Source organism: Bradyrhizobium sp., from assembly GCF_035935975.1.
GTDB lineage: Bacteria > Pseudomonadota > Alphaproteobacteria > Rhizobiales > Xanthobacteraceae > Bradyrhizobium.
In genome coordinates, this window is sequence record NZ_DASYWN010000022.1 from 65563 (window position 1) to 84681 (window position 19119).

The 19119-nt window shown below is 64.1% G+C and carries 20 protein-coding genes; 13 read left to right on the top strand and 7 right to left on the bottom strand.

Going from position 1 to position 19119, the window contains the following annotated elements; translation table 11 throughout:
- Positions 1-113 precede the first annotated feature (113 nt).
- Positions 114-647 carry a GcrA family cell cycle regulator gene (locus VGR99_RS10240; protein WP_326898218.1) on the top strand — a complete coding sequence of 178 codons (534 nt, stop codon included), beginning with the start codon at positions 114-116 and terminating at the stop codon, positions 645-647.
- A gap of 46 nt (positions 648-693) precedes the next feature.
- Positions 694-1269 carry a hypothetical protein gene (locus VGR99_RS10245; protein ID WP_326898219.1) on the top strand — a complete coding sequence of 192 codons (576 nt, stop codon included), beginning with the start codon at positions 694-696 and terminating at the stop codon, positions 1267-1269.
- 46 nt (positions 1270-1315) lie between these two features.
- Here the strand turns inward: VGR99_RS10245 and VGR99_RS10250 are convergent, their stop codons facing one another.
- On the bottom strand, positions 1316-1672 hold the full coding sequence (locus tag VGR99_RS10250) for a hypothetical protein (RefSeq protein ID WP_326898220.1): 357 nt from the start codon (positions 1670-1672) through the stop codon (positions 1316-1318).
- A gap of 199 nt (positions 1673-1871) precedes the next feature.
- Between VGR99_RS10250 and VGR99_RS10255 the strand changes: the two genes are divergently transcribed.
- The 3 genes from VGR99_RS10255 (at position 1872) to VGR99_RS10265 (ending at position 3393) form a co-directional block, all read left to right on the top strand.
- Positions 1872-2336, top strand: a complete 465-nt coding sequence (locus tag VGR99_RS10255; RefSeq protein WP_326898221.1) for a hypothetical protein — start codon at positions 1872-1874, stop codon at positions 2334-2336.
- A 385-nt stretch (positions 2337-2721) separates the two neighbouring features.
- Complete coding sequence (locus VGR99_RS10260) at positions 2722-2907, top strand: hypothetical protein (protein WP_007612798.1); 186 nt, start codon at positions 2722-2724, stop codon at positions 2905-2907.
- Positions 2908-3048: 141 nt separating this feature from the next.
- On the top strand, positions 3049-3393 hold the full coding sequence (locus VGR99_RS10265; protein ID WP_326898222.1) for a phasin: 345 nt from the start codon (positions 3049-3051) through the stop codon (positions 3391-3393).
- 257 nt (positions 3394-3650) lie between these two features.
- On the opposite strand, the gene VGR99_RS10270 is transcribed toward VGR99_RS10265, so the two are convergent.
- From VGR99_RS10270 to VGR99_RS10280, 3 genes are all read right to left on the bottom strand, one after another.
- Entirely contained in the window at positions 3651-3968 is a 318-nt protein-coding gene (locus VGR99_RS10270; RefSeq protein WP_326898223.1) for a cytochrome c, read from the bottom strand.
- A gap of 288 nt (positions 3969-4256) precedes the next feature.
- Positions 4257-5087, bottom strand: a complete 831-nt coding sequence (locus tag VGR99_RS10275) for an alpha/beta fold hydrolase (RefSeq protein ID WP_326898224.1) — start codon at positions 5085-5087, stop codon at positions 4257-4259.
- 153 nt (positions 5088-5240) lie between these two features.
- Positions 5241-7037, bottom strand: a complete 1797-nt coding sequence (locus tag VGR99_RS10280; protein WP_326898225.1) for a ShlB/FhaC/HecB family hemolysin secretion/activation protein — start codon at positions 7035-7037, stop codon at positions 5241-5243.
- A gap of 129 nt (positions 7038-7166) precedes the next feature.
- On the opposite strand from VGR99_RS10280, the gene VGR99_RS10285 reads away from it, so the two are divergent.
- Positions 7167-8432 carry a FecR family protein gene (locus VGR99_RS10285; RefSeq protein WP_326898227.1) on the top strand — a complete coding sequence of 422 codons (1266 nt, stop codon included), beginning with the start codon at positions 7167-7169 and terminating at the stop codon, positions 8430-8432.
- A gap of 62 nt (positions 8433-8494) precedes the next feature.
- Entirely contained in the window at positions 8495-11239 is a 2745-nt protein-coding gene (locus VGR99_RS10290; protein WP_326898228.1) for an EAL domain-containing protein, read from the top strand.
- 17 nt (positions 11240-11256) lie between these two features.
- Here VGR99_RS10290 and VGR99_RS10295 read toward each other — a convergent pair whose 3' ends face one another.
- On the bottom strand, positions 11257-11517 hold the full coding sequence (locus VGR99_RS10295; protein WP_326898229.1) for a hypothetical protein: 261 nt from the start codon (positions 11515-11517) through the stop codon (positions 11257-11259).
- A 253-nt stretch (positions 11518-11770) separates the two neighbouring features.
- On the opposite strand from VGR99_RS10295, the gene rocF reads away from it, so the two are divergent.
- The 4 genes from rocF to VGR99_RS10315 all read left to right on the top strand — a co-directional run bounded on the left by rocF (position 11771) and on the right by VGR99_RS10315 (position 15110).
- A complete protein-coding gene (gene rocF / locus VGR99_RS10300; protein WP_326898230.1) occupies positions 11771-12748 on the top strand; it encodes an arginase in 978 nt (325 codons plus the stop codon).
- Positions 12749-12911: 163 nt separating this feature from the next.
- Positions 12912-14180: a sulfite dehydrogenase gene (gene soxC / locus VGR99_RS10305; RefSeq protein WP_326898231.1), complete on the top strand. Its 1269-nt coding sequence runs from the start codon at positions 12912-12914 to the stop codon at positions 14178-14180.
- Positions 14167-14712, top strand: coding sequence for a cytochrome c (locus tag VGR99_RS10310; RefSeq protein ID WP_326898232.1), 546 nt, complete (start codon positions 14167-14169; stop codon positions 14710-14712). Before soxC ends, VGR99_RS10310 begins: the two co-directional genes overlap by 14 nt.
- Positions 14713-14825: 113 nt before the next feature.
- Positions 14826-15110 (top strand): hypothetical protein, encoded by a 285-nt coding sequence (locus VGR99_RS10315; protein WP_326898233.1) that lies wholly within the window; start codon positions 14826-14828, stop codon positions 15108-15110.
- 6 nt (positions 15111-15116) lie between these two features.
- On the opposite strand, the gene VGR99_RS10320 is transcribed toward VGR99_RS10315, so the two are convergent.
- The gene (locus VGR99_RS10320; RefSeq protein WP_326898234.1) at positions 15117-16331 is read right to left on the bottom strand and encodes a mandelate racemase/muconate lactonizing enzyme family protein; all 1215 of its coding nucleotides are present in this window, start codon (positions 16329-16331) and stop codon (positions 15117-15119) included.
- A 174-nt stretch (positions 16332-16505) separates the two neighbouring features.
- On the opposite strand from VGR99_RS10320, the gene VGR99_RS10325 reads away from it, so the two are divergent.
- Positions 16506-16694: a hypothetical protein gene (locus VGR99_RS10325; RefSeq protein WP_326898235.1), complete on the top strand. Its 189-nt coding sequence runs from the start codon at positions 16506-16508 to the stop codon at positions 16692-16694.
- A gap of 148 nt (positions 16695-16842) precedes the next feature.
- Here the strand turns inward: VGR99_RS10325 and VGR99_RS10330 are convergent, their stop codons facing one another.
- Positions 16843-18126, bottom strand: a complete 1284-nt coding sequence (locus tag VGR99_RS10330) for a divalent metal cation transporter (RefSeq protein ID WP_326898236.1) — start codon at positions 18124-18126, stop codon at positions 16843-16845.
- Positions 18127-18421: 295 nt separating this feature from the next.
- On the opposite strand from VGR99_RS10330, the gene VGR99_RS10335 reads away from it, so the two are divergent.
- Positions 18422-19102: a phytanoyl-CoA dioxygenase family protein gene (locus VGR99_RS10335; RefSeq protein WP_326898237.1), complete on the top strand. Its 681-nt coding sequence runs from the start codon at positions 18422-18424 to the stop codon at positions 19100-19102.
- Positions 19103-19119: the final 17 nt, after the last annotated feature.

The following is a 19119-nucleotide window of genomic DNA, read 5'->3' on the forward strand; positions in this document are numbered from 1 at the left end:
TTAATGCAATTATGAATATCAGAATTCTTGCTTGACTTTGGTTTCGGAATAACGGAATGTTTGCTCCACCGTCCGGTCGTGCGATCGGAGGAGGCGCATCACAGGACAGCATCATGGAACCGGGTCATTGGCCGTCGGAGCACTCCGACGCGCTTCGCGACTATTTTTTCAAGGGCATCTCTTACGCGGAAATCGGGCGGCGGATTAACGCAAGGTTTGGAACGGCTTACACCCGCAGCGCCGTGGCTGGCCGCGCCAAGCGATTAGGGCTCGTGACGCCGACATGGATGACGAGCCCGTCGATCACGCCGTCCTTGCCGGGCGAAGCCGGTCCGCCTCCGCCGCGCCGGATGGCGTTGCCGTACCTGAATGTGCCGCCGCCGTCCGCAATGAAGCCAGTTGCGCGGGTGAAGTTGCGCTGCGTCGGCGTCCAGCCGCGCCTGATCCAGCTCATCGAACTCGAGGAGACCGACTGCCGCTATCCCTATGGCGGCGACAAGGACGGGGAGGACATCACCTTCTGCGGCCATCCGTGCCAGCCCGGCTCCAGCTATTGCGCTCCGCATGCGCGCCTGACGCGCAGGTCCGGGACTTCATCCGCGCGTGTCGTCGGTCCCGTGGTGCTGAAGCTCGTCTCCGCCGCCTGAAACTGCGGTCACCCGTTCAATTGCCTGCTTTGCAAGGAGTATCCGAGTGGCACGTGCCCGACGCAACAAGTCCTACAAACTGACTGCGATCCACGACCGGCGGTCGCGCGACGTCCCGTTCAACGCCGAATTGGCGGAGGTCGAGGTCGACAATCCGCTGGCGCTCGATCCCGGCGAGAAGATCACGGCCGTCCGGTCGATCCGCAGTGATCCGCTCGGGCGCCTGCACGCGCACCACCAGATCGACGAAGCCCAGTACCGCGGCGGGCGTGCCTTCCAGAACGATTGGGAGCGGGCCGAGCGGGGGCCGCAAGCGGTGGATCCGACGCGTGAATATGTCGACGGCACCGGTACACGCGAGCTTGTCACCGAGAGCCAGCGGCAGGCGGTGCTGCGTCTCAACCGCGTCGAGCGCGAACTCGGCACCGACGGCTCGGCGCTGGTCTACGACGTGCTGGTGCTGGGCCTGACCATGGATCAGATCGGCGAACTCCGGGCGGTCCGTACGCAGCGCTGGAACGACTACTTCGCGCGGCGTTTTCGGGAGTGCCTGGACCGGCTGGCGCTGATCTACGGTTTTGCCACGGAAACAGGGACGCAGCGCGCGAGCCAGCGCAGATGATTCCGGCACGCCGGCGGTCTCGGCCGCCGGCGCGCCGGCCTGCTGATCAGGGATGTGGGACGATCTGGTACGGGGTCGTATAGGGCTCGACACGGAGCGAGGCGTTGGCCAGAAGTCCGATCTTGGCGGTCGGCGCCTGCTGCAGTTCGCCGTTCGCGCCGCGATGCACGTTGTATTGCCAGACGGTGAGGTCGCCCTTCTGTGCCAGCGCGTGCGCAACCGCGCTCGCATCAGTGCCGCCGAGGGCTTTGAGCTCGTCCGCCGACAGTCCAACGACGATTTCGTCCTTGATGGTGATGATCTTGAACAGGTTCATCTTCGTCTCCTGCGCCCATGCGCCTTGAATCGAGAGGGTGAAAAGCGCGACCGCGGCGCCCTTGATGAGATCGCAGCGAGAAAGCATGCCGTCGTCCTTTGGTGCTGACGCGCGCCCGAATCGGTTTTGAGTCCATCAGCCATGGCGCCCGTGATCTGCGTGGCCGTTTCGCAACCGCTTGGTCGTCCGATCTTGAACGATGGTTCATGGGCGGAAAAAATTCGGGCGCGATGAACCTTGATGCGAAGCGGCGAGTCCAAGCCAAGAGCTCAAGGGGACATGTCAGATGAAGTTCGCCGGCATCGCTTGCCTTCTCGTGTCCGTCGGTGCCGCAGGCTCCGCAGCGGCGGCCGATCCGTTCTATCTCGGCAACTGGACGTTCACGACCGCCGTGGTTGCGCCATGGGCCGATCGGCAACGCGCCCCCGACGGCGCCGAGCGCGGACGGCTGATGGGCAAGGCGATCGTCCTGAAGGCGAAGGAAATCTCGGGGCCGCGTCCCTTTGCCTGCGCCAGGCCGCAGTACAAGGTGACGGATTATGGCCCCGAAATGATCTTCCAGGGCGCATTCGACGAGATGCAGCGCGCCGACAAGAAGGCGGATCCCAAGGCGCTCGCCGCCTCGCTCGGCTTCGCCGATGGTTCGATCAGGACCCTGGAGACCGGCTGCGACATCGACGTTCATTTCGTCGACGATACAACCGCCGAGGTCGGACTCAACAATTACGTGTATACGCTGAAGAAGCGCTAGGCCGCCGCTGCCAATCACCGTTCATATCGGAAACAGGCAGAAACGCTGCGGCTGTTGACAGCGCAGGGCCCCGTACGTGATTGATGCTGCTTCTTGACGCAGCCGGGTGACTGCGGTCCATATTCCTGTTATCCGGAATTGCCGTGCTGCGATGCAGACGAAGCATCGCTAAGCCGGTGGTTGGGCTTGCCGGAAGGGTTGTTTCTTGGCATAATTGCAACCTGCTCGGTTGAGCCAGTCCGTATGGTTGTGTCGTCAGCGTGCTAACCCGCCGGACCTCCCGGCCGAGAATTCGTCCGTGCCATGACGTTCGGTTGTGGTGTCCGGTTCTCGCGCGGGACCCCGATATCGGATCAGGTAGGCCGATGCTTGTCATAGGTGCGAGATGAAGAACCTCAATTTCGCGGCTGAACTGCACCTCAAGCTCGGTGCGCCTGCGAGTGGCACCGTCGAGAGCCTGCGCCTGCTCCGTGCCTTTCTGAAGCTCGCGCCCCGGCAGCGTTTCGAGGTGATCAAGCTCGTTGAAGACCTCGCCACCGAAGAGACCCTTCCGGAACACCCGCTGTCCTGAGCCGGGCGAGCGCGCCCGACGCCCTTTCCTTCGTTTTTCTGCCCAAGCCGGACCGCCGGGGACGTTTGCCCCCGGGGTTCGCCGCTGGAAGGCGGTCCGGCAAGTGTGGTATTCAGTTAAGAAAAAGGGAGGAGTGCGACCATGATCGAACCGAAGCTCGAAGTTCCGGCCGAACTGCGCGACCTGGCCGAGAAGACGATCGACCAGGCGGAAAAGGCCTTCGGCATGTTTTTCGACGCCGCGACCAAGTCGATGTCATCGGTTCCCGGTGGACCGGGCACCGATGTCTCCAAGCAGGCGCTCGCCTTCACCGAGCAGAACATGAAGTCGGCGTTCGAGCATGCGCGCAAGCTCGTTCACGCCACCGACCTTCAGGAAGCGATGCGGATCCAGTCCGACTTCCTGCGCAGCCAGTTCACCAGCGCCGGGGATCATATGCGTCAGATGACCGGCAGTTTCATGCAGCCCGGCAAGGGGAAATCCTGATTCCCCGTGTGGATGCTGCGTGCCTACAAATTGATCTTGCGCAGTCTTGAGATCCGCACTTCGATGCCGATGCAGGTCCATGATGGGCCACCGAATGGTCCTCATTCGCCGTCCATCATCCTTTCTGCTGATCCCTGTCGGTCCTCCGGCAGGGATTTGCATTTTGCGGGAGTTGTCGCGATTGCCCGGTACGCTTTAGGTTGTTGTTTGAGCATGATCTTTTCGGAAAACCGCTGCGCACTTTTCCGGATCATGCTTTAGCGCAGTGATCCGATGTAGGCCGCGATGTCGCCGGCTTCAGTCCTGCTCAAGGGGAAGTTCGGCATCTTCGGATGCGGGTCGAGCAGGAAGAAGGCGAGCCTCTCCGGACTGAAGTCCGGCCTGCGTGCAACCGATGCGAAGGAGGGGACGTCGGCGCTTGCCTGGGCCTGCCCGCTTGCCACGACGTGGCAGCTTGCGCACCAGCGTTTAGCAAGGTCGGCGCCATGATCAGCGTCGGCGGCAACGGCTGATGATGCGGCGAGGCCGGAGGCCGCCGCAAGCAGAAGGCAAACTCGTCTCAAATGCTGGTGCATCCGGTAACCCCCATGCATGGCTTACGGCCGTGCTCAGCCGCAGCACGATCCCGGAAACTGTGAGAGGTCGATGCGGGCGATGATCGATCGCAGCAGCCTGCGGGCCGAACGATAGAGATGCCGAACGAATGCCGGCGTCCGCGCGGCGGGCAGGCCAAGGCCTCTCGTATCAAGGCTTTTCGTATCCAGGCTTTCGATGGAGTGCGACACGTGCCTCTCCGGGATGGTGAGGCCCTTCCTAGCCCGGCCGGCCGGGGCCAGCCTTGATCTGCCGCAAAGGATTTCCGGCTAGTAGTCGCCGGGGTTCATGATCATCGGGCTTCGCGTATCGGCCGGCGCGAGCGCGCTGCTGGCGCTGTCACGCAGGAAGCGGTCGAGCGTCGCCTGGATCTTCTCCTTGACCGCGTCGGGGCCGCGATCGCTCATCTCGGTGTGCTGTGCCCCGGTATGGACGATGTCGATGCCGCGCGCCTTGGCCTCTTCCGGCGTCGGCAGCACACCGGGATCGGTCTGGAAGTGCGGATCCTTGGAGCGGAACGACAGGATCTTCATGTTGTCGCTGAGCACGAACGGCACGCGCAGATTGTCGAGCGTGATCACTTTCGACACCAGCTCCGGATGCTGGTGGGCGACATACATCGAGACGTCGCCGCCGTTGGAATGGCCGACGAGAGTGATGTGGTCGTAGTCGGCGTTCTCCTGCCGTCGCTTCAACTCGCCCAGCGCGAAGAGGATGTTGGCCTCGCAGCGGATATAGACCTCGCGCCGGCCGACATATTGCTGGCCGACATGGGTCATCAGCGGCGGATCGCTGGGCAGATCCTGCTGGATGCTCGCAACGAGATAGCCGCGCGCCGCGAGCACGTTGGCGAGGAAGGAATATTCAGTGGCCTTGACGGTGTTGCCGTTGCTGATGATGGCGAGCGGCAGCTTCCAGAGGCCGAGATTGGCCTTGGTCTCGTAGTCGCGCCGCACCGCGAGCTCGACCGTAATCGGCCGCTGGCGCGAGGCGTCGAACAGGGTCAAAAGCTCATGGCGGATCGCGAACCGGCTGACGACGAAATACTGGCCGATGCCGAGGACGCAGAGAAACGCCAGGATTGCGAACACCCTTTTCATGGATCGGTCTCAAATCACTTTCGGCTGAAGAACATGGTCATTCGGAACTCCCGGATCGAGCGATCGTGAGCAGGGTACGGGATTAAATTTAGGCAAGTCTGTGAGAAGCGCCGCAAAAGGGCCGCATCAAGGCATGCGACGAAAGTCGGGTGGCTAGAGGCAGCCGCCCCTGCCGCGTTCGGGGCAGAGCCGGAACGCGCTCGACAGCGTGAACAGGAAGCGCGCGCTGCGGCGCTCATTGTCCGGCGCCCGGTAGCTCAGGGGGACGGCCACGCCGAGATCAGCCTGGAGATCGTCCGGCAGGAAGAAGCGCACGCCGGCTCCGGCCGATGTCAGCGAGAGGCCATCGCTCAGCCGGTAACCGTCGTTCCAGACTGCGCCAGCGTCGCCGAAGGCGTAGAGCTGATAGCCCGTCCAGTGGCGGAAGTTCAGCTTCTGGTCGAAACGGATTTCGAGTGAGCCGGCAAGGCCGTTGTCGCCGCTGATCTCGGCTGCGCCATAACCGCGGCCGAAGGCGGCGCCGCCGAGATAGAATTGCTGCGAGGTGAACAGCGGGCGCGATGCCGTCTGGCTCGCCGCGGACAGCTTGAGCGACCAGGCGTCGTTGAGCGTCTGGTAGCGGGTGAACCAGAGGTTCAGTATGGAGAAGTTCGACGCGGCGCCGTCGCGCGACAACAGATCGTCGTCGAAATGCGAGGCGCCGAGGATGTCGAGGCCCTGGCGGTAGGTGACCGTCGCGAAATTGGTGCCGCCGAAGCGATCCTGAAGCCGGTAGTCGGCGGTCAGGCTCGCGGTCCTGATGTGGTCGTTGTACCAGGGGCCGTATAGATCATGCTCGGACACGTTGCTGAAGGTGCCAGCCATCGTCAACGTCAGCCCCGATGATTGCGACATGAAAGGCACGGTGCTGGCCCGTACTTCGAATGCTTCGGTCTTGGTGATGTCGCTGTCGAGGCGCCGGGCGTCGCCCGGCCGCACCGCGCTGTACAGGACGGAGGCGCCGAGGCGCACGCCGTCGACGCCGACTGGTGCGTCGTAGGACATCCGTGCAAAGCCGAGCTGGCGCGGGTCATTGGCGATGGTCGACAGGTTGACCGCCAGCGTGTCGCCCGGCGTGAGGTAGGAGTTGAACGCGCCGGTCGCGTAGGTCTGCCATGGGCCGACCGAGGACGAGCCCAGATTGTCCAGACCGAATGACGAGAAGACGTGCCAGGTCTTCAAATAGACGGTGAGGCGGAAGCGTCCGGTCGCACCGCCAATCTCTTCCAGCGCAGTATCGGTGATCCGGACGCCCGGTCTGCCGTTGATGAGGAAGAGCTGGCGCTCGAGCGTTGCCAGGCGCGACGGCTGCTCGGCGAGAACCGGTCCGAGCATCGGCCTCACGCCGAACTGCTCGGCGCCGTCGCCCCTCAGCTCGGCCTGCACGATGGTGCCTTCGATCACCTGGATCCGGACGCGGCCGTCGGCGATGTCCTGCGGCGGCACGATCGCGCGGCTCAAGTGGAATCCGGCTTCGCGGTAGAGATCGCTGATCGCGCCGGCGATCGCGGCGAGGTCTGCCTGTGAGACCTTCTTGCCGAGATAGGACTGATACACCGCGGCGATGCGATCGCCGGGGACGGCGTGGGCGCCGCTGACATTGACGCCGCGCAGCACGAATTGCGGCCTGGTGTCACCATCGGTGTTGGGCTGGCCGACCGACGGAAGTCGCACCGGCGGACGGCTCAGCGATTCCTGCTCGGTTTGGTTTTCAAAGTATTTCTCCGGCTGTCGAGGATCGAAGCCGGGCGCATTCGCCTGCTGCGCGAGCGCTTGCGAAACTCCCGTGAAGATCGGTGCCGCCAGCACTAGCGCGGTAAGGAAGTGCCGCTTCTCGATGCGCGCAAGGAACCGTTCTCCGTAGTTTGACGGAGAGGTGTCTGTGAGCCGGTAAGAAGTCGTTAGCCGCATGATTTTTCTTAGTTTTTTATGGTCAATGAACCGTTAATGCGGCAGCTCGACTGTCGGTTTCCCGCTAAGTCTATGTTGAGTGATTTCGGATACCCCTCAGGCCGATTTTAACGCGGACCGAGGATCGTCATGCTGCGAAAAGTTGGAATGCGGTGCGCCTTCGCGGCGGCGCTGATCCTGGGCATGGCCTCCGGCGCATCCGCTGCGGATGACGGCGTCTGGTCGGTCAGCAAGTCCTCGGGCGAGGTCTGGCTCGGAGCCAACGGTGCGCAGTCTGTCTCGCTAGGCCAAGAGGGCGCGCTGAAGCCCGGCGACACCATTCGCACCGGACGCAATGGACGCGTCCTGCTCGTCCGCGGCGAGGAAACGATTCTGATCTCCCCGAACTCGGTGGTCGGCTTGCCGGCCGAGACGAAGGAGGGGCTCTCGACCACGATCATCCAGCAGGCGGGTTCGATCCTGCTCGAGGTCGAGAAGCGCAACGTCAAGCATTTCGAGGTCGAGACGCCCTATCTCGCCGCCGTGGTCAAGGGGACGCAGTTCAGCGTGACCGTGGGCGCCGGCAGCACCAAGGTCGGCGTGCTCCGCGGTCAGGTCGAAGTCTCCGACTTCAAGACCGGACAGATCGCCCAGGTCATGCCGGGTCAATCGGCCACCGCCTTCGAGCACGGCAAGTCCGGCCTCAGCCTGAGCGGCACCGGGACCTTCAACCCGATCGAGCATGGCAAGCCGCGCGCCTCAACGATCGAGCGCGTCCCCGTGCCGAAATCGGGCCTGTCCGCACCGCGTAACGCCGCGAACGGTCGTGCGATCCATGCGCTTGGTCCGACCGACAAGGGGAGCAAGGTTGCCGGTGTGCCGAAGCAGGCACATCAGGCGAACGGGGCGCAAGGACCCAAGGCCGGCGTCGTGCGCATCTCGAGCTCGCTCGGCGAGGTCAAGCTGAATTTCCACAAGGTCACGAACGGGCTCGCCCACGGTGCTGTCGTTTCCGGACAGGCGCGCAACGCGAACGCCAGCACCAACACCGAGACGGTCTGGAGCGATACGAAGGCGAGCACGACGACAGCGTCCGCCAACAGCACCACCGTGACGGCGGTCACCGCGAGCAGCAGTGCAACCGCGGCCAGCGCCGCATCGACGCCCTCGAGCGCGACGACGACCACAGTTGCGACTACCGCCACCAGTTCAACCAGCAATACGTCCAGCGCAAGCTCGGAGAGCGGCAGCAGCACGACTGGCGCGACCGGCAATGGAAGCAGCGGCACCGGTACCGGCAATACTGGCAACAACGGTAACGGCAATAGCGGGAACGGAAACAACGGGAACGGTAATAGCGGAAACGGCAATAGCGGCAACAACGGCCACCACTACGGCTGGTACAAGAATCGCTAGGACCGCGGGGCCGCCATAAGGGGAGCATCTGGCGACGAACGCCGCCGGTGCAGGGGAGCAAGGTGAAACGTTATCGGCCGCATATTCTTGTCGTGATCGCGCTCGCGGTCGTGCTGTCCACGGGATGGCACGGCGCGCTTCGCAATGCGCTCACCGATCTGCGGTTTGCCTGGCAATCGCGTCCGGCGACCGGCAGCGTTCTCGTTGTGGCCATCGATGCGCCTTCGATCGACCAGATCGGGGTCTGGCCCTGGCCGCGTCGCCTGCACGCCGATCTGTTGCACAGGTTCGAGGCTGCCGGCGCGCGGGACGTCGCCTTCGATATCGATTTCAGCACGCCGTCCGATCCTGCTTCCGACGAGGCTTTCCTCAAGGCGCTTCGCGAGGTCGGCGGTTCGACGATCCTGCCGTCCTTCAAGCAGCCGACGCCGAACGGCGGCGCAGCTCACATCAATCGTCCCCTGAAGCCGTTCAGCAACCAGTCGTGGCCGGCCCTCGTCAATGTCGGGGTCGAATCTGACGGGCTGGTTCGCCGCTATCCGGTCGGCGAGAAGCTCGGCGATGCCCAGATGCCGTCGATGGCTGTCGTGCTGGCCGGACAGGACGCCAACCGGCGGCCTCCGTTCCTGATCGACTTCAGCATTCGAGCGGCCTCAATTCCAAGCGTCTCCTATGCCGACGTGCTGCGTGGCGATACCGCGACGCTCGACAAGCTGAGAGACAAGAAGATCATCGTTGGTGCGACGGCGCTCGAGCTCGGCGACCGCTTCAGTGTTCCAAATGGCCGCATCGTGTCTGGGCCCGTCCTTCAGGCCCTCGCGACGGAATCGATCCTGCAGAACCGGATGCTGCGCTGGACGTCCGATAGCGGCATGATCCTGGGCCTCGGCCTGATCTGCCTGCTCATGATGTATTCCTGGCGCCGCGTCGCACCGGGCGTTCGCGTCGTGGTCCTGGTCGTCGGTGGGGTGGGGGGCGAGCTGATCGCGGTACTCGTTCAGGCGAAATGGCCCCTCGTCATCGACACGTCCCTGTTTCACATTGCCATCGTTGCCTATCTGACGGCTATTGCGCTCGACGAGATCGACTTCCGCAGTCTGCTGGGGCGCATCGCCGAGAGCCGGTTTCATCGTATCGCGATGTCGCTCGGCGACGGTCTCGTCTGCACTGACGAAGAGCATCGGATTACGGTGTGGAATCCGGGCGCCAGCGCGATCTTCGGCTACATGCCGACTGAAATGATCGGGCGTCCGTTCGAGACGCTCTGTGCGCAGCCTGCCGACGGCGGCGCAAAGGCGTTTGCCATGCGCGATGCGGCGCGCCAGGCGCTGCTGGTCCCCGGTGGCGCGGTTGTCGTCGAGTTCGAGGGGCGCCGGAAGAACGGTGAAACCTTTCCCGTCGAGGCGAGCTTCTCGGGCTGGCAGGGGACCGACGGCTTCCAGTATGGAGCGATCCTGCGCGATATTTCCGTTCGCAAGCGCGAGGCCGAACGCGTCAGATATCTGGCCGAACACGACGCGCTGACCGGGCTTGCCAACCGTAACATGCTGCATGCGGGCCTGACCGGCCTGATCGGCGCTGCAGAGCAGCGGTCTTCCGATGTCGCCCTGCTCGTGCTGGGGCTCGACGGCTTCCAGCAGATCAACGAGATGCTCGGACATTCGGCCGGTGACCTCGTGCTGCGGGCCGTCGCCGAGCGTCTTCGTACCGGAGTGCATGGCAAGGCGGTCGTCGCGAGACTCAGCGGCGACGAGTTCGCCATCGCGCTCGACTGTGCGGAGGCCGGCGAACCGATCGTGGAGTTCGCCGAGCGGATCGCGCGTGCGTTCGAAGCGCCGCTTGCTACGGGCACGCGCCAGCACCGCGTCAAAGTGAGCCTCGGCGTCGCAGTCTACCCCGACGGCGGACAGAATGCCGACGATCTCCTGAGCAACAGCCATCTCGCGCTCTCCAAGGCAAAGATGACACGGCGCGGCAGTCATGTGATCTTCGAAAGCGCAATCAGGCAGGAGCTGGAGAACCGGCTGACGCTGGAGAGCGAGCTGGCCCTTGCCGCCGATCGCGGCGAGTTCGAGCTGTTCTACCAGCCTCAGGTTCGCCTGGTCGACGGCGGCCTGGTCGGGGCCGAAGCGCTGATCCGCTGGCGGCATCCCGTGCGCGGCTACGTCTCGCCCGGCGAGTTCATGCCGGTGGTCAACACCTCGGCGCTATCCGAGCGGATCGCGAACTGGGTGATGGAGACTGCCGCTCGCCAGGCGCGCGGCTGGGAAGTGTCCGGACACAAGGTGCGCGTTGCGATCAACCTCTCGCCGTCGCAGCTCCACTCCGGCGATCTCGCGCATTCGGTTGCCGCACTGCTTGAAGCGACCGGACTGTCGCCTTCGCTGCTCGAGCTCGAGGTCACCGAAGACATCCTGCTCCATGACGAGGCCCGTGTGCTCGACATGTTCAAGCGGATTCAGCAGCTCGGCGTCCGCGTCCTGTTCGACGATTTCGGCACCGGCTATGCCAGCCTGAGCTATCTGAAGAAATTCCCGCTCGACGGGCTCAAGATCGATCGGTCGTTCGTGCTCGATCTGCTCGCCGATTCCGACGATGCGGCGATCGTCGGCTCTACCATCGGCCTCAGCAAGCAGCTCGGGCTTACGGTCGTGGCTGAAGGTATCGAGAACCGCGCCACGGCCGATTTCCTCGTCAGCATGGGGTGCGGGGAAGGGCAAGGATATTTCTTCGGCCGTCCAATGCCGGTGGACGCGTTCGAGAAGCAGTTCCTGGCGGTTGAGCCTGAAGCCGTCAGCGCGGCCTGATCGGATCTATAGCGCTTCTAGCGCCGCCGCGCGACCGCGACGCCAAACAGGAAAGCGACGAAGAGACTGGCGAGGGGCGCCTCGCGCGTGATCGCAGCGATTGTCGAGAGCGGCCGGCCGGGTCGCCGCGCTTCGTCGATGGCGGCCGTGAGGCGATCGACCGCTGCGTGCAGGCCGCCCGCGACCTCGCCGATGGTGCGGGATACGTCGGTCGCCGCATCGATGGCGCGTTCGGCTACCCCGGGCTGGGGATTGGGCTGCGGTATTTCCGTGCTCAAGCTCGCGATCTCCGAACCGACGAAGAGATGGAGGCCGGCACCTTTGGCTATCCGCGCGAGCGCTCGTTTTGAACAGCGGGTCTGGCGACCTTTGGCTATCCGCGACAGGCGCCGTCTTGAACGGCGGGTGCCGGCCTTGGAGGAGCAATTCGGCGCGCGCGATTTTGTTCCCGGCCGAGCGGCGTCCCCGTGAAACGACGGATGCGAATCTCTGCTAGGCTGGTGGCAGCCTTGCTGATCTCGGGAGACGGCCGTGACCGACCGGACCATGACGGATCGAACCCGGCGCATCGCCTTGCTTGGCGCTCCCATCGATATGGGAGCCTCGCAGCGTGGCACCCTGATGGGCCCCGCGGCGCTGCGCACCGCCGGCCTTGCGACACTGCTTGAAAGCCTGGATTTCGAGGTCGTCGATTACGGCGACCTCTCCGTGGCCGAGATCCGGGACCTCTCTGACAAGCCGCCCGAAAGAGCCAACCACTACCGCGAAATCCAGCGCTGGACGCGGGTGCTGAGCCGCAGAGGCTATGAGATCGCGAGCACCGGCGCGCTCCCGATCTTTCTCGGCGGCGATCACACGCTGTCGATGGGCTCGGTCAACGCGATGGCGCGCCACTGGCAGGAGCGCGGACGCCAATTGTTCGTGCTCTGGCTGGATGCGCATGCCGACTACAACACGCCGGAGACGACGATCACCGCGAACATGCACGGCATGTCGGCGGCTTTCCTGTGCGGCGAAGCGGGTCTCGATGGCCTGCTCGGCGATGACCCGCGCGCCTCGATCGATCCGGACAGGCTCGATCTGTTCGGCGCGCGCTCGATTGACAAGCTCGAGAAGGAATTGATGCGTGCGCGCCGGATCAGGATCGTCGACATGCGCCAGATCGACGAGTTCGGTGTCGCCGTGCTGATCCGCCGCGTCATCGAGCGCGTCAAGGCAAGCGATGGTGTGCTGCATGTCAGCTTCGACGTCGACTTTCTCGACCCCTGCGTGGCGCCAGGCGTTGGCACGACGGTGCCCGGCGGGGCGACCTATCGCGAGGCGCACCTGATCATGGAGCTGCTGCACGATTCCGGCGTGGTGGGCTCGGTCGACATCGTCGAGCTCAATCCGTTCCTGGACGAGCGCGGGCGCACTGCGCGCACCGCGGTCGAGCTGATCGGGAGCCTGTTCGGCCAGCAGATTACCGACCGTCCGACGCCAAGCAACGCGATCGCTCCGGGCGAGTGAATCGGACGGACGGCGTTGTGCACTGCAAGGAAAGGAACTGCTCCTGCAGCCGTCGGATTTAGATCAGCACTGATCGAAATCGCCTGCTTTTGAAACGGCAGCGAATTGCAAATGCCGCGGCCGGACTGTTTCATGCGGGCTCAGCGCCAGCCGAGGGCCCGTCATGAGCAGCACGATCCATTCCGACGATGATCCCGCAACGGCCACACGCCGCCGTTTCCTGACGGCCGGCACGGCAGCGCTTGGAGGTGCAGTCCTCGGCGCGGACAAAGCGGCGGCGGAGACCGACAACCTTCCGCCGAACGTTCCCGAATGGATGAAAACGCCGGGCGATCCGACGGGAGGCCAGCTCTACGGAACGCCATCGCCGTTCGAGAAGGGCGTCGTCAGGAACATCTCGAAGACCCTCAAGCAATATGTCTCGGCCTCCAGCCGATCGCCATTGCAGGATCTCGATGGCATCATCACGCCGAACGGGTTGTTCTACGAGCGGCATCACGGCGGCGTTCCGACCATCGATCCGGCGCAGCACCGACTGATGCTCCATGGTTTGGTCGAGCGCCCGCTGATCTTCACGATGGACGATCTGCGGCGTTTCCCGTCGGAGTCGCGCATCCACTTTCTGGAATGCTCGGGAAATCCCGGCTACAGCAAGCCCTATGGCAAGACGGCATCGGACCTCGTGGGTCTGGTGAGCTGCGCGGAATGGACCGGTGTCAGCCTGAAGCTTGTGCTTCAGGAGGCCGGGTTGAAGCCCGACGCCAAATGGGTGGTCGCCGAGGGAGCCGACGCGGCTGCGCTGACGCGAAGCATCCCGATCGAGAAGTGCCTCGAGGATGCCATGCTGGTCTACAGCCAGAATGGCGAGCGGCTGCGTCCGCAGCAAGGCTATCCGCTGCGTCTGTTCCTGCCGGGCTTTGAAGGCAATATGAGCGTGAAATGGCTGCGCCGCCTGCATGTGACCGCGGAGCCGGTTTATTCACGCGAGGAGACATCGAAATATACCGACCTGCTGCCGGACGGCACGGCCCGCGAGTTTTCCTTCTACATGGAGGCGAAATCGATCATCACGCGTCCCTCCGGTGGCCAGCGCCTGAACGCACCTGGCTTCCACGAGATCACCGGCATCGCCTGGAGCGGTCATGGCAGGATCGCTCGCGTGGACGTGTCGGTCGACAACGGCAAGAGCTGGCAGGAGGCGCGACTGCAGGAGCCGGTGCTGACGCGTGCCCTGACACGCTTCCGCCTGCCGTGGCAATGGGACGGCAAGCCCGTAGTGATCCAGAGCCGTGCCATCGACGAGACCGGCTACGTGCAGCCGACGCTGGCTGAACTGCTCGCGGTCCGCGGCGAGAACTATTTCTACCACAATAACGCGATCTGGCCCTGGCGCATCGCGGCTGACGGCGAGGTGACCAATGCGCTGGCGTGAGATTTGCGGTATCGCCTTTGCGATCCTGCTCGGCGGTGCCTGGACTGGCGGAGCACAGGCGCAAGGTGCTTACGGCATCGGAAGGTTGTTGACGGCTGCGGAGATCGCGGGCTGGAACATCGACGTCGGACGCGACGGCAGCAATCTGCCGAAAGGAAGCGGTTCGGTCAGCCACGGACGCGAGGTGTTCGCCCAGCAATGCGCTTCATGTCATGGCGACAAGGGCGAGGGTGGATTGGGGGACCGGCTCGTCGGAGGTCAAGGCACGATCGGAACGTCGAAGCCGATCCGGACCGTCGGCAGCTACTGGCCTTATGCGCCAACGCTGTTCGACTACATCCGTCGTGCGATGCCGCTGAATGCGCCGCAGTCGCTCAGCGACGAGGATGTTTATGCCGTGTCGGCCTTTATCCTCAATCTGAACGGGCTGGTGGGCCCCGACGCGATGCTCGATGCGAAATCGCTTGCGGCGGTCAAAATGCCAAATCGCGACAAGTTCGTCGGCGATGCACGTCCAGACGTAAAAAAATGAACGTATCGTGATGATCGAGTTCCGTGCAATGGCTCGGAACTTGCCTTGGCATGTGCGGAACTCGCGGGACGCGATTGAATTAACCTGCGAGAGGACAAGACACGGACCCATCGATGGCAACGGATCGCTTCGCAAACTCCATTTCTTCCGCACTTCGTCATCCCGGCGTGATTGCGCTGATCGTGGCCGGATTGACAATTGCCGCGATGCTGATCGTCGACCATGGCCCGTGGAATCGCGCCAAGACCCAGCCAGCTCATGTCGCGATGTACGCGACCACGGGCGAAGCTGCGCACGCCGCTGGTGCCAGGGTGCTTCCGACCGAACCGAAATCGCCGGTCGAGCCGGAGCGGCCGGGGCCGAAGACGTCCCCGACCGTCAATCCCGTGACGCCGTAATCCGCCTCAGCCTTTGCGCCCGTAGTTGAGGAGCCCGCCGCTCGTCTTCGGCGGATGCGCGCGCAAGGCCTCCTCGTTCGGCTCAGTGCCCCAGCCCGGACGGTCCGGAATGACCAGATGGCCGTTCTGGATATCAGGCTCATGCGTGAAAAGCTCGCGGTCCCACGCGAGGCGATCGATGTCGATTTCCATGATGCGCAGGTTCGGCACGGCGGCGCAGAAATGCGCGTTCATCATCGAGCACAGATGGCCGTAGAAATTATGCGGCGCGACGTTGACCTCGAAGGCTTCCGCGGCGGCGGCGATCTTCATCGATTGCCAGACGCCGTTCCAGGGCGTGTCGATGATCGCGACGTCCATCGCCTGCTCGTGGAAATAGGGCAGGAATTCGCGCAAGCCCAACAGCGTCTCGCAGGACGAGATCGGATGCGGGCTTTGCCTGCGGATATAGCCGAGTGCTTCCGGATTGAAGCTGTCGATCTCGATCCAGAACATGTCGAGGTCGGTGATGGTGCGGAGAATTTTCAGATAGCCTTCGGTCTTGGCGTTGAAGTTGCAGTCGAGCAGGATATCGACATCGGGGCCGGCGCCGTCGCGGATCGCTTCCAGATGCGTGCGCAGGTCGCGCAGGATTTTCCTGTCGACATTGATCTCCGGCGAGAAGGGCGAGCCGAAGCCGGGCCGCCAGCCCGTCGGCTTGCCGTCGTCGTAGGAAAAGATGTTGGTCTTGAGCGCGGTGAACTTCTTCTCGCGCACCTCGCGCCCCATCGCCTTGACGCCGTCAAGGTTTTCGATCGCCGGCTTGTACCAGGACGGATGATTGATCCGCCACGTCGCACAATGCGACCAGTAGACCCGGACGCGGTCGCGGATCTTGCCGCCAAGCAGCTCATAGCAGGGGACGCCCAGGCACTTGGCCTTGGCATCGAGCAGTGCATTCTCGATTGCGCCGAGTGCCTGTGCCACCACGCCGCCGGCGGCGGGGCGGGTGGCCGCGAACAGCTCGGCGTAGATGCGCTCGTGCTGAAAGACGTTCTGCCCGATGACGCGGGCGGACAGGCGCTGGATCGCAGCGCCGACGCCGGGCGAACCAAAACCCTCGTCGAACTCGCTCCAGCCGACAACACCGTCTTCGGTCGTCAGCTTGACGAAATGATAGTTTCGCCAGCCGGCATCGCAGGCGAGGATTTCGAGGCTTGTTGCTTTTGAGGATTTGGTCATGACGCTCCCTGTGGCCCGGCCGGGCCTTGTTGTTCTTGTGGCCCGGACACAAGCCCGGCCCCAGCTGCAATTGTTAGGCTAGCGACCGATCGCCGTGAAGCCTGCCGAGGCGCGACCGAAGGCGCCAGCCGGCCCGCTTTGCGGGAAAGCCTGTGGAATTCGGTGGGGATAGTCATGATCTCGCCCGGGATCGTCCCGAAATTGCGCCAAGCCCAGACTTATTTGGCCACAATCGGATCCCATCCAGAGGGCATGCAGTTCTTAGCCGTGATTTCCGTTCTGGCGCTTCTCACCGTGAGTGGGGCCGCCGTTTCCGATCGGTTTCTGACCGCCGACCAGCACGTCGCGCAAGGGGTGGAGTAGCGCTACGGGCGAGGGTGCTTTGTCTTTGGGGGAGACAACGATGCTTTCGGTAGACCAGTTCCTGCGGTTCGTCAGCGTGCCAGCCGTGTTCGCGGTCTTCATCATCGCTTCGCAAATCTCGGCGGCGTTGTCGCCGCTCTAGCTCAGCTCAGCCGACCAGCGACGAGCCGAGCAAAGCGAGAACGGCCAGCGCCATGATGGCGGTGCCGAGCCAGCCCAGCACGACCAGCCACGAACGGGCCTTGAAGCGGCCCATGATGGCACCGCTCGCGACGATCAGCATCATCATCGCCATGATCGGAACGGCGACGATGCCGTTGAGCACGGCGCTCCACACCAGCATGCTGATCGAGTCGATCCCGGTAAAGCCGAGGCCAAAGCCGATGATCGTTGCGGCTGCGATGATTGTATAGAAGCCGACCGCCTTCTCGGGCTTCGCCTCCAGCGTGGCGCGCCAGCCGAAGATCTCCGCAACGCCGTAAGCTGCCGAGCCCGCCAGCACGGGGATCGCCAAAAGCCCCGTGCCGATGATGCCGAGCGCGAACAGCGCGAAGGTGAAATCGCCGGCGAGCGGCCGCAGCGCTTCGGCGGCTTGCGTTGCCGAATTGATGTTGGTGACGCCGTTGGCGTTCAACACCGACGCCGTGGTCAGGATGATGAAGAAGGCGATGGTATTCGACAGCAGCATGCCGACGGTGGTGTCAGCCTTGATGCGCGCGATCTCGGGGTCGCCGCCGCTCGGAAGATCGCGCAGCGGCTTGTCGCGCTTGCCCTGGTTCATCTCCTCGACCTCCTGCGAGGCCTGCCAGAAGAACAAATAAGGGCTGATGGTGGTGCCGAGCACGGCGACGACCATCAGGAAATAGTCGCCGCTGATGTTCGCCTTCGGCCACACCGTGGCGAGCAGCGCCGTGCTCCACGGGATATTCACGGTGAAGGCGGTGGCGACATAGGCGAACAGCGTCAGCGTCAGGAATTTCAGCACCGGCGAATAGCGGCGATAGGGCACGAACACCTGGAGCAGGGTCGAGCCCGCCGCGAAGATCAGCGCGTGCTCGTGCTTGAGCCCGCCGATGACCAGCGAGAGCGCCTCGGCCATCGCGGCGATGTCGGCGGCGATGTTGAAGGTGTTGGCGATGACCAGCAGCGAGATCAGCGCCAGCACGATCCAGCGCGGCGCGAGCTGCAGCACGTTGGCGGCCAACCCCTTGCCGGTGACCCGGCCGATCTGCGCGCTGACGAGCTGGATCGCGATCATGAACGGCAGCGTCAGAAACACCGTCCAGAGCAGGCCGTAGCCGAATTGCGCGCCGGCCTGCGAATAGGTGGCGATGCCCGACGGATCGTCGTCGGCCGCACCCGTGATGAGGCCGGGGCCGAGCCGCTGCAACAGCATCGGCGCGGATTTCGTTGGCTTGGTGCGGTGGTTCATGGAGGGGAGGACTCGATCGGGGCGGGCGTTCTCATAGCAAAAGCCGGGCGGCCAACATAGGTTCCTCGCCGGCCCGGGAATAACCGGCAATGGCATCATTTCCGATTATACGAATCTCATTTGACCCGTCGGGCAAAACAGTGGTAGGGTTGCATCATCGCAGGGATCGTCGAGCCCGCGCCGACACCTGTCGCGCGCTTTGCTCGGAACTTCTTTTCGACTCGCACGCTCCCGCCGGCCCGGCTGTCGCATGCGCGGCACTTGCCTGCAGCACGCAGAGGTTGTAGGGAGCAGCATGCGCCATGATCCGCCTCCCACGAAGGTCGCAACCCTGAACGCCGAGCAGGCCGCTCACCTCGACCGTGACGGTTACCTGCTGCTGCGCGGAGCGGTGCCTGAGGCGTGGCGCGATGCGCTGTGCCAGGCCTTCGATGCGGGCGTAGGCACCGGCGACCAATGGGCCGCGCCCCGCGGCGCCGGTTGGCGCCACGCTCTCGTCGATCTCGATCCCGTTGTGCAGCGAACCTGCCGGCTGCCGCCCTTGCTGGCGGCGGGAGCGCAGATGCTGGGCGGTCCGTTCTTTCTTGCCCAGGTCGAGGGCCGCGAACCGCTGAAGGACGGCGGCCACCAGCCGCTGCATCGCGATGGCGCCGGCATGAACGCCGTCGCCGCGCTGGTTTTCCTCGATCCTTACGGGCCGGACAATGGCGCGACGCGCGTGATCCCGCGTCATCGCGATCCCGGAGATCTCGAGCGAGGCGAGGCGGAGAGCCTGTCCCTGATCATTGCGGGCGAGGCGGGGGATATCCTGGTGTTCGACGCCAACCTGCCGCATGGGGCGACCTGCAACCTGTCAGGCGCGCGGCGGCGCTCGCTGCTGCTGAGCTTCATGCAGGAGGGCGATCGCGCGGCCATCGAGGCCTGCCGCGCCATCCGCAACGTGCGCATGGCGACCGGCGAGGTATTCGTTCCCTGAGCGCGCCGTTGCGCTGG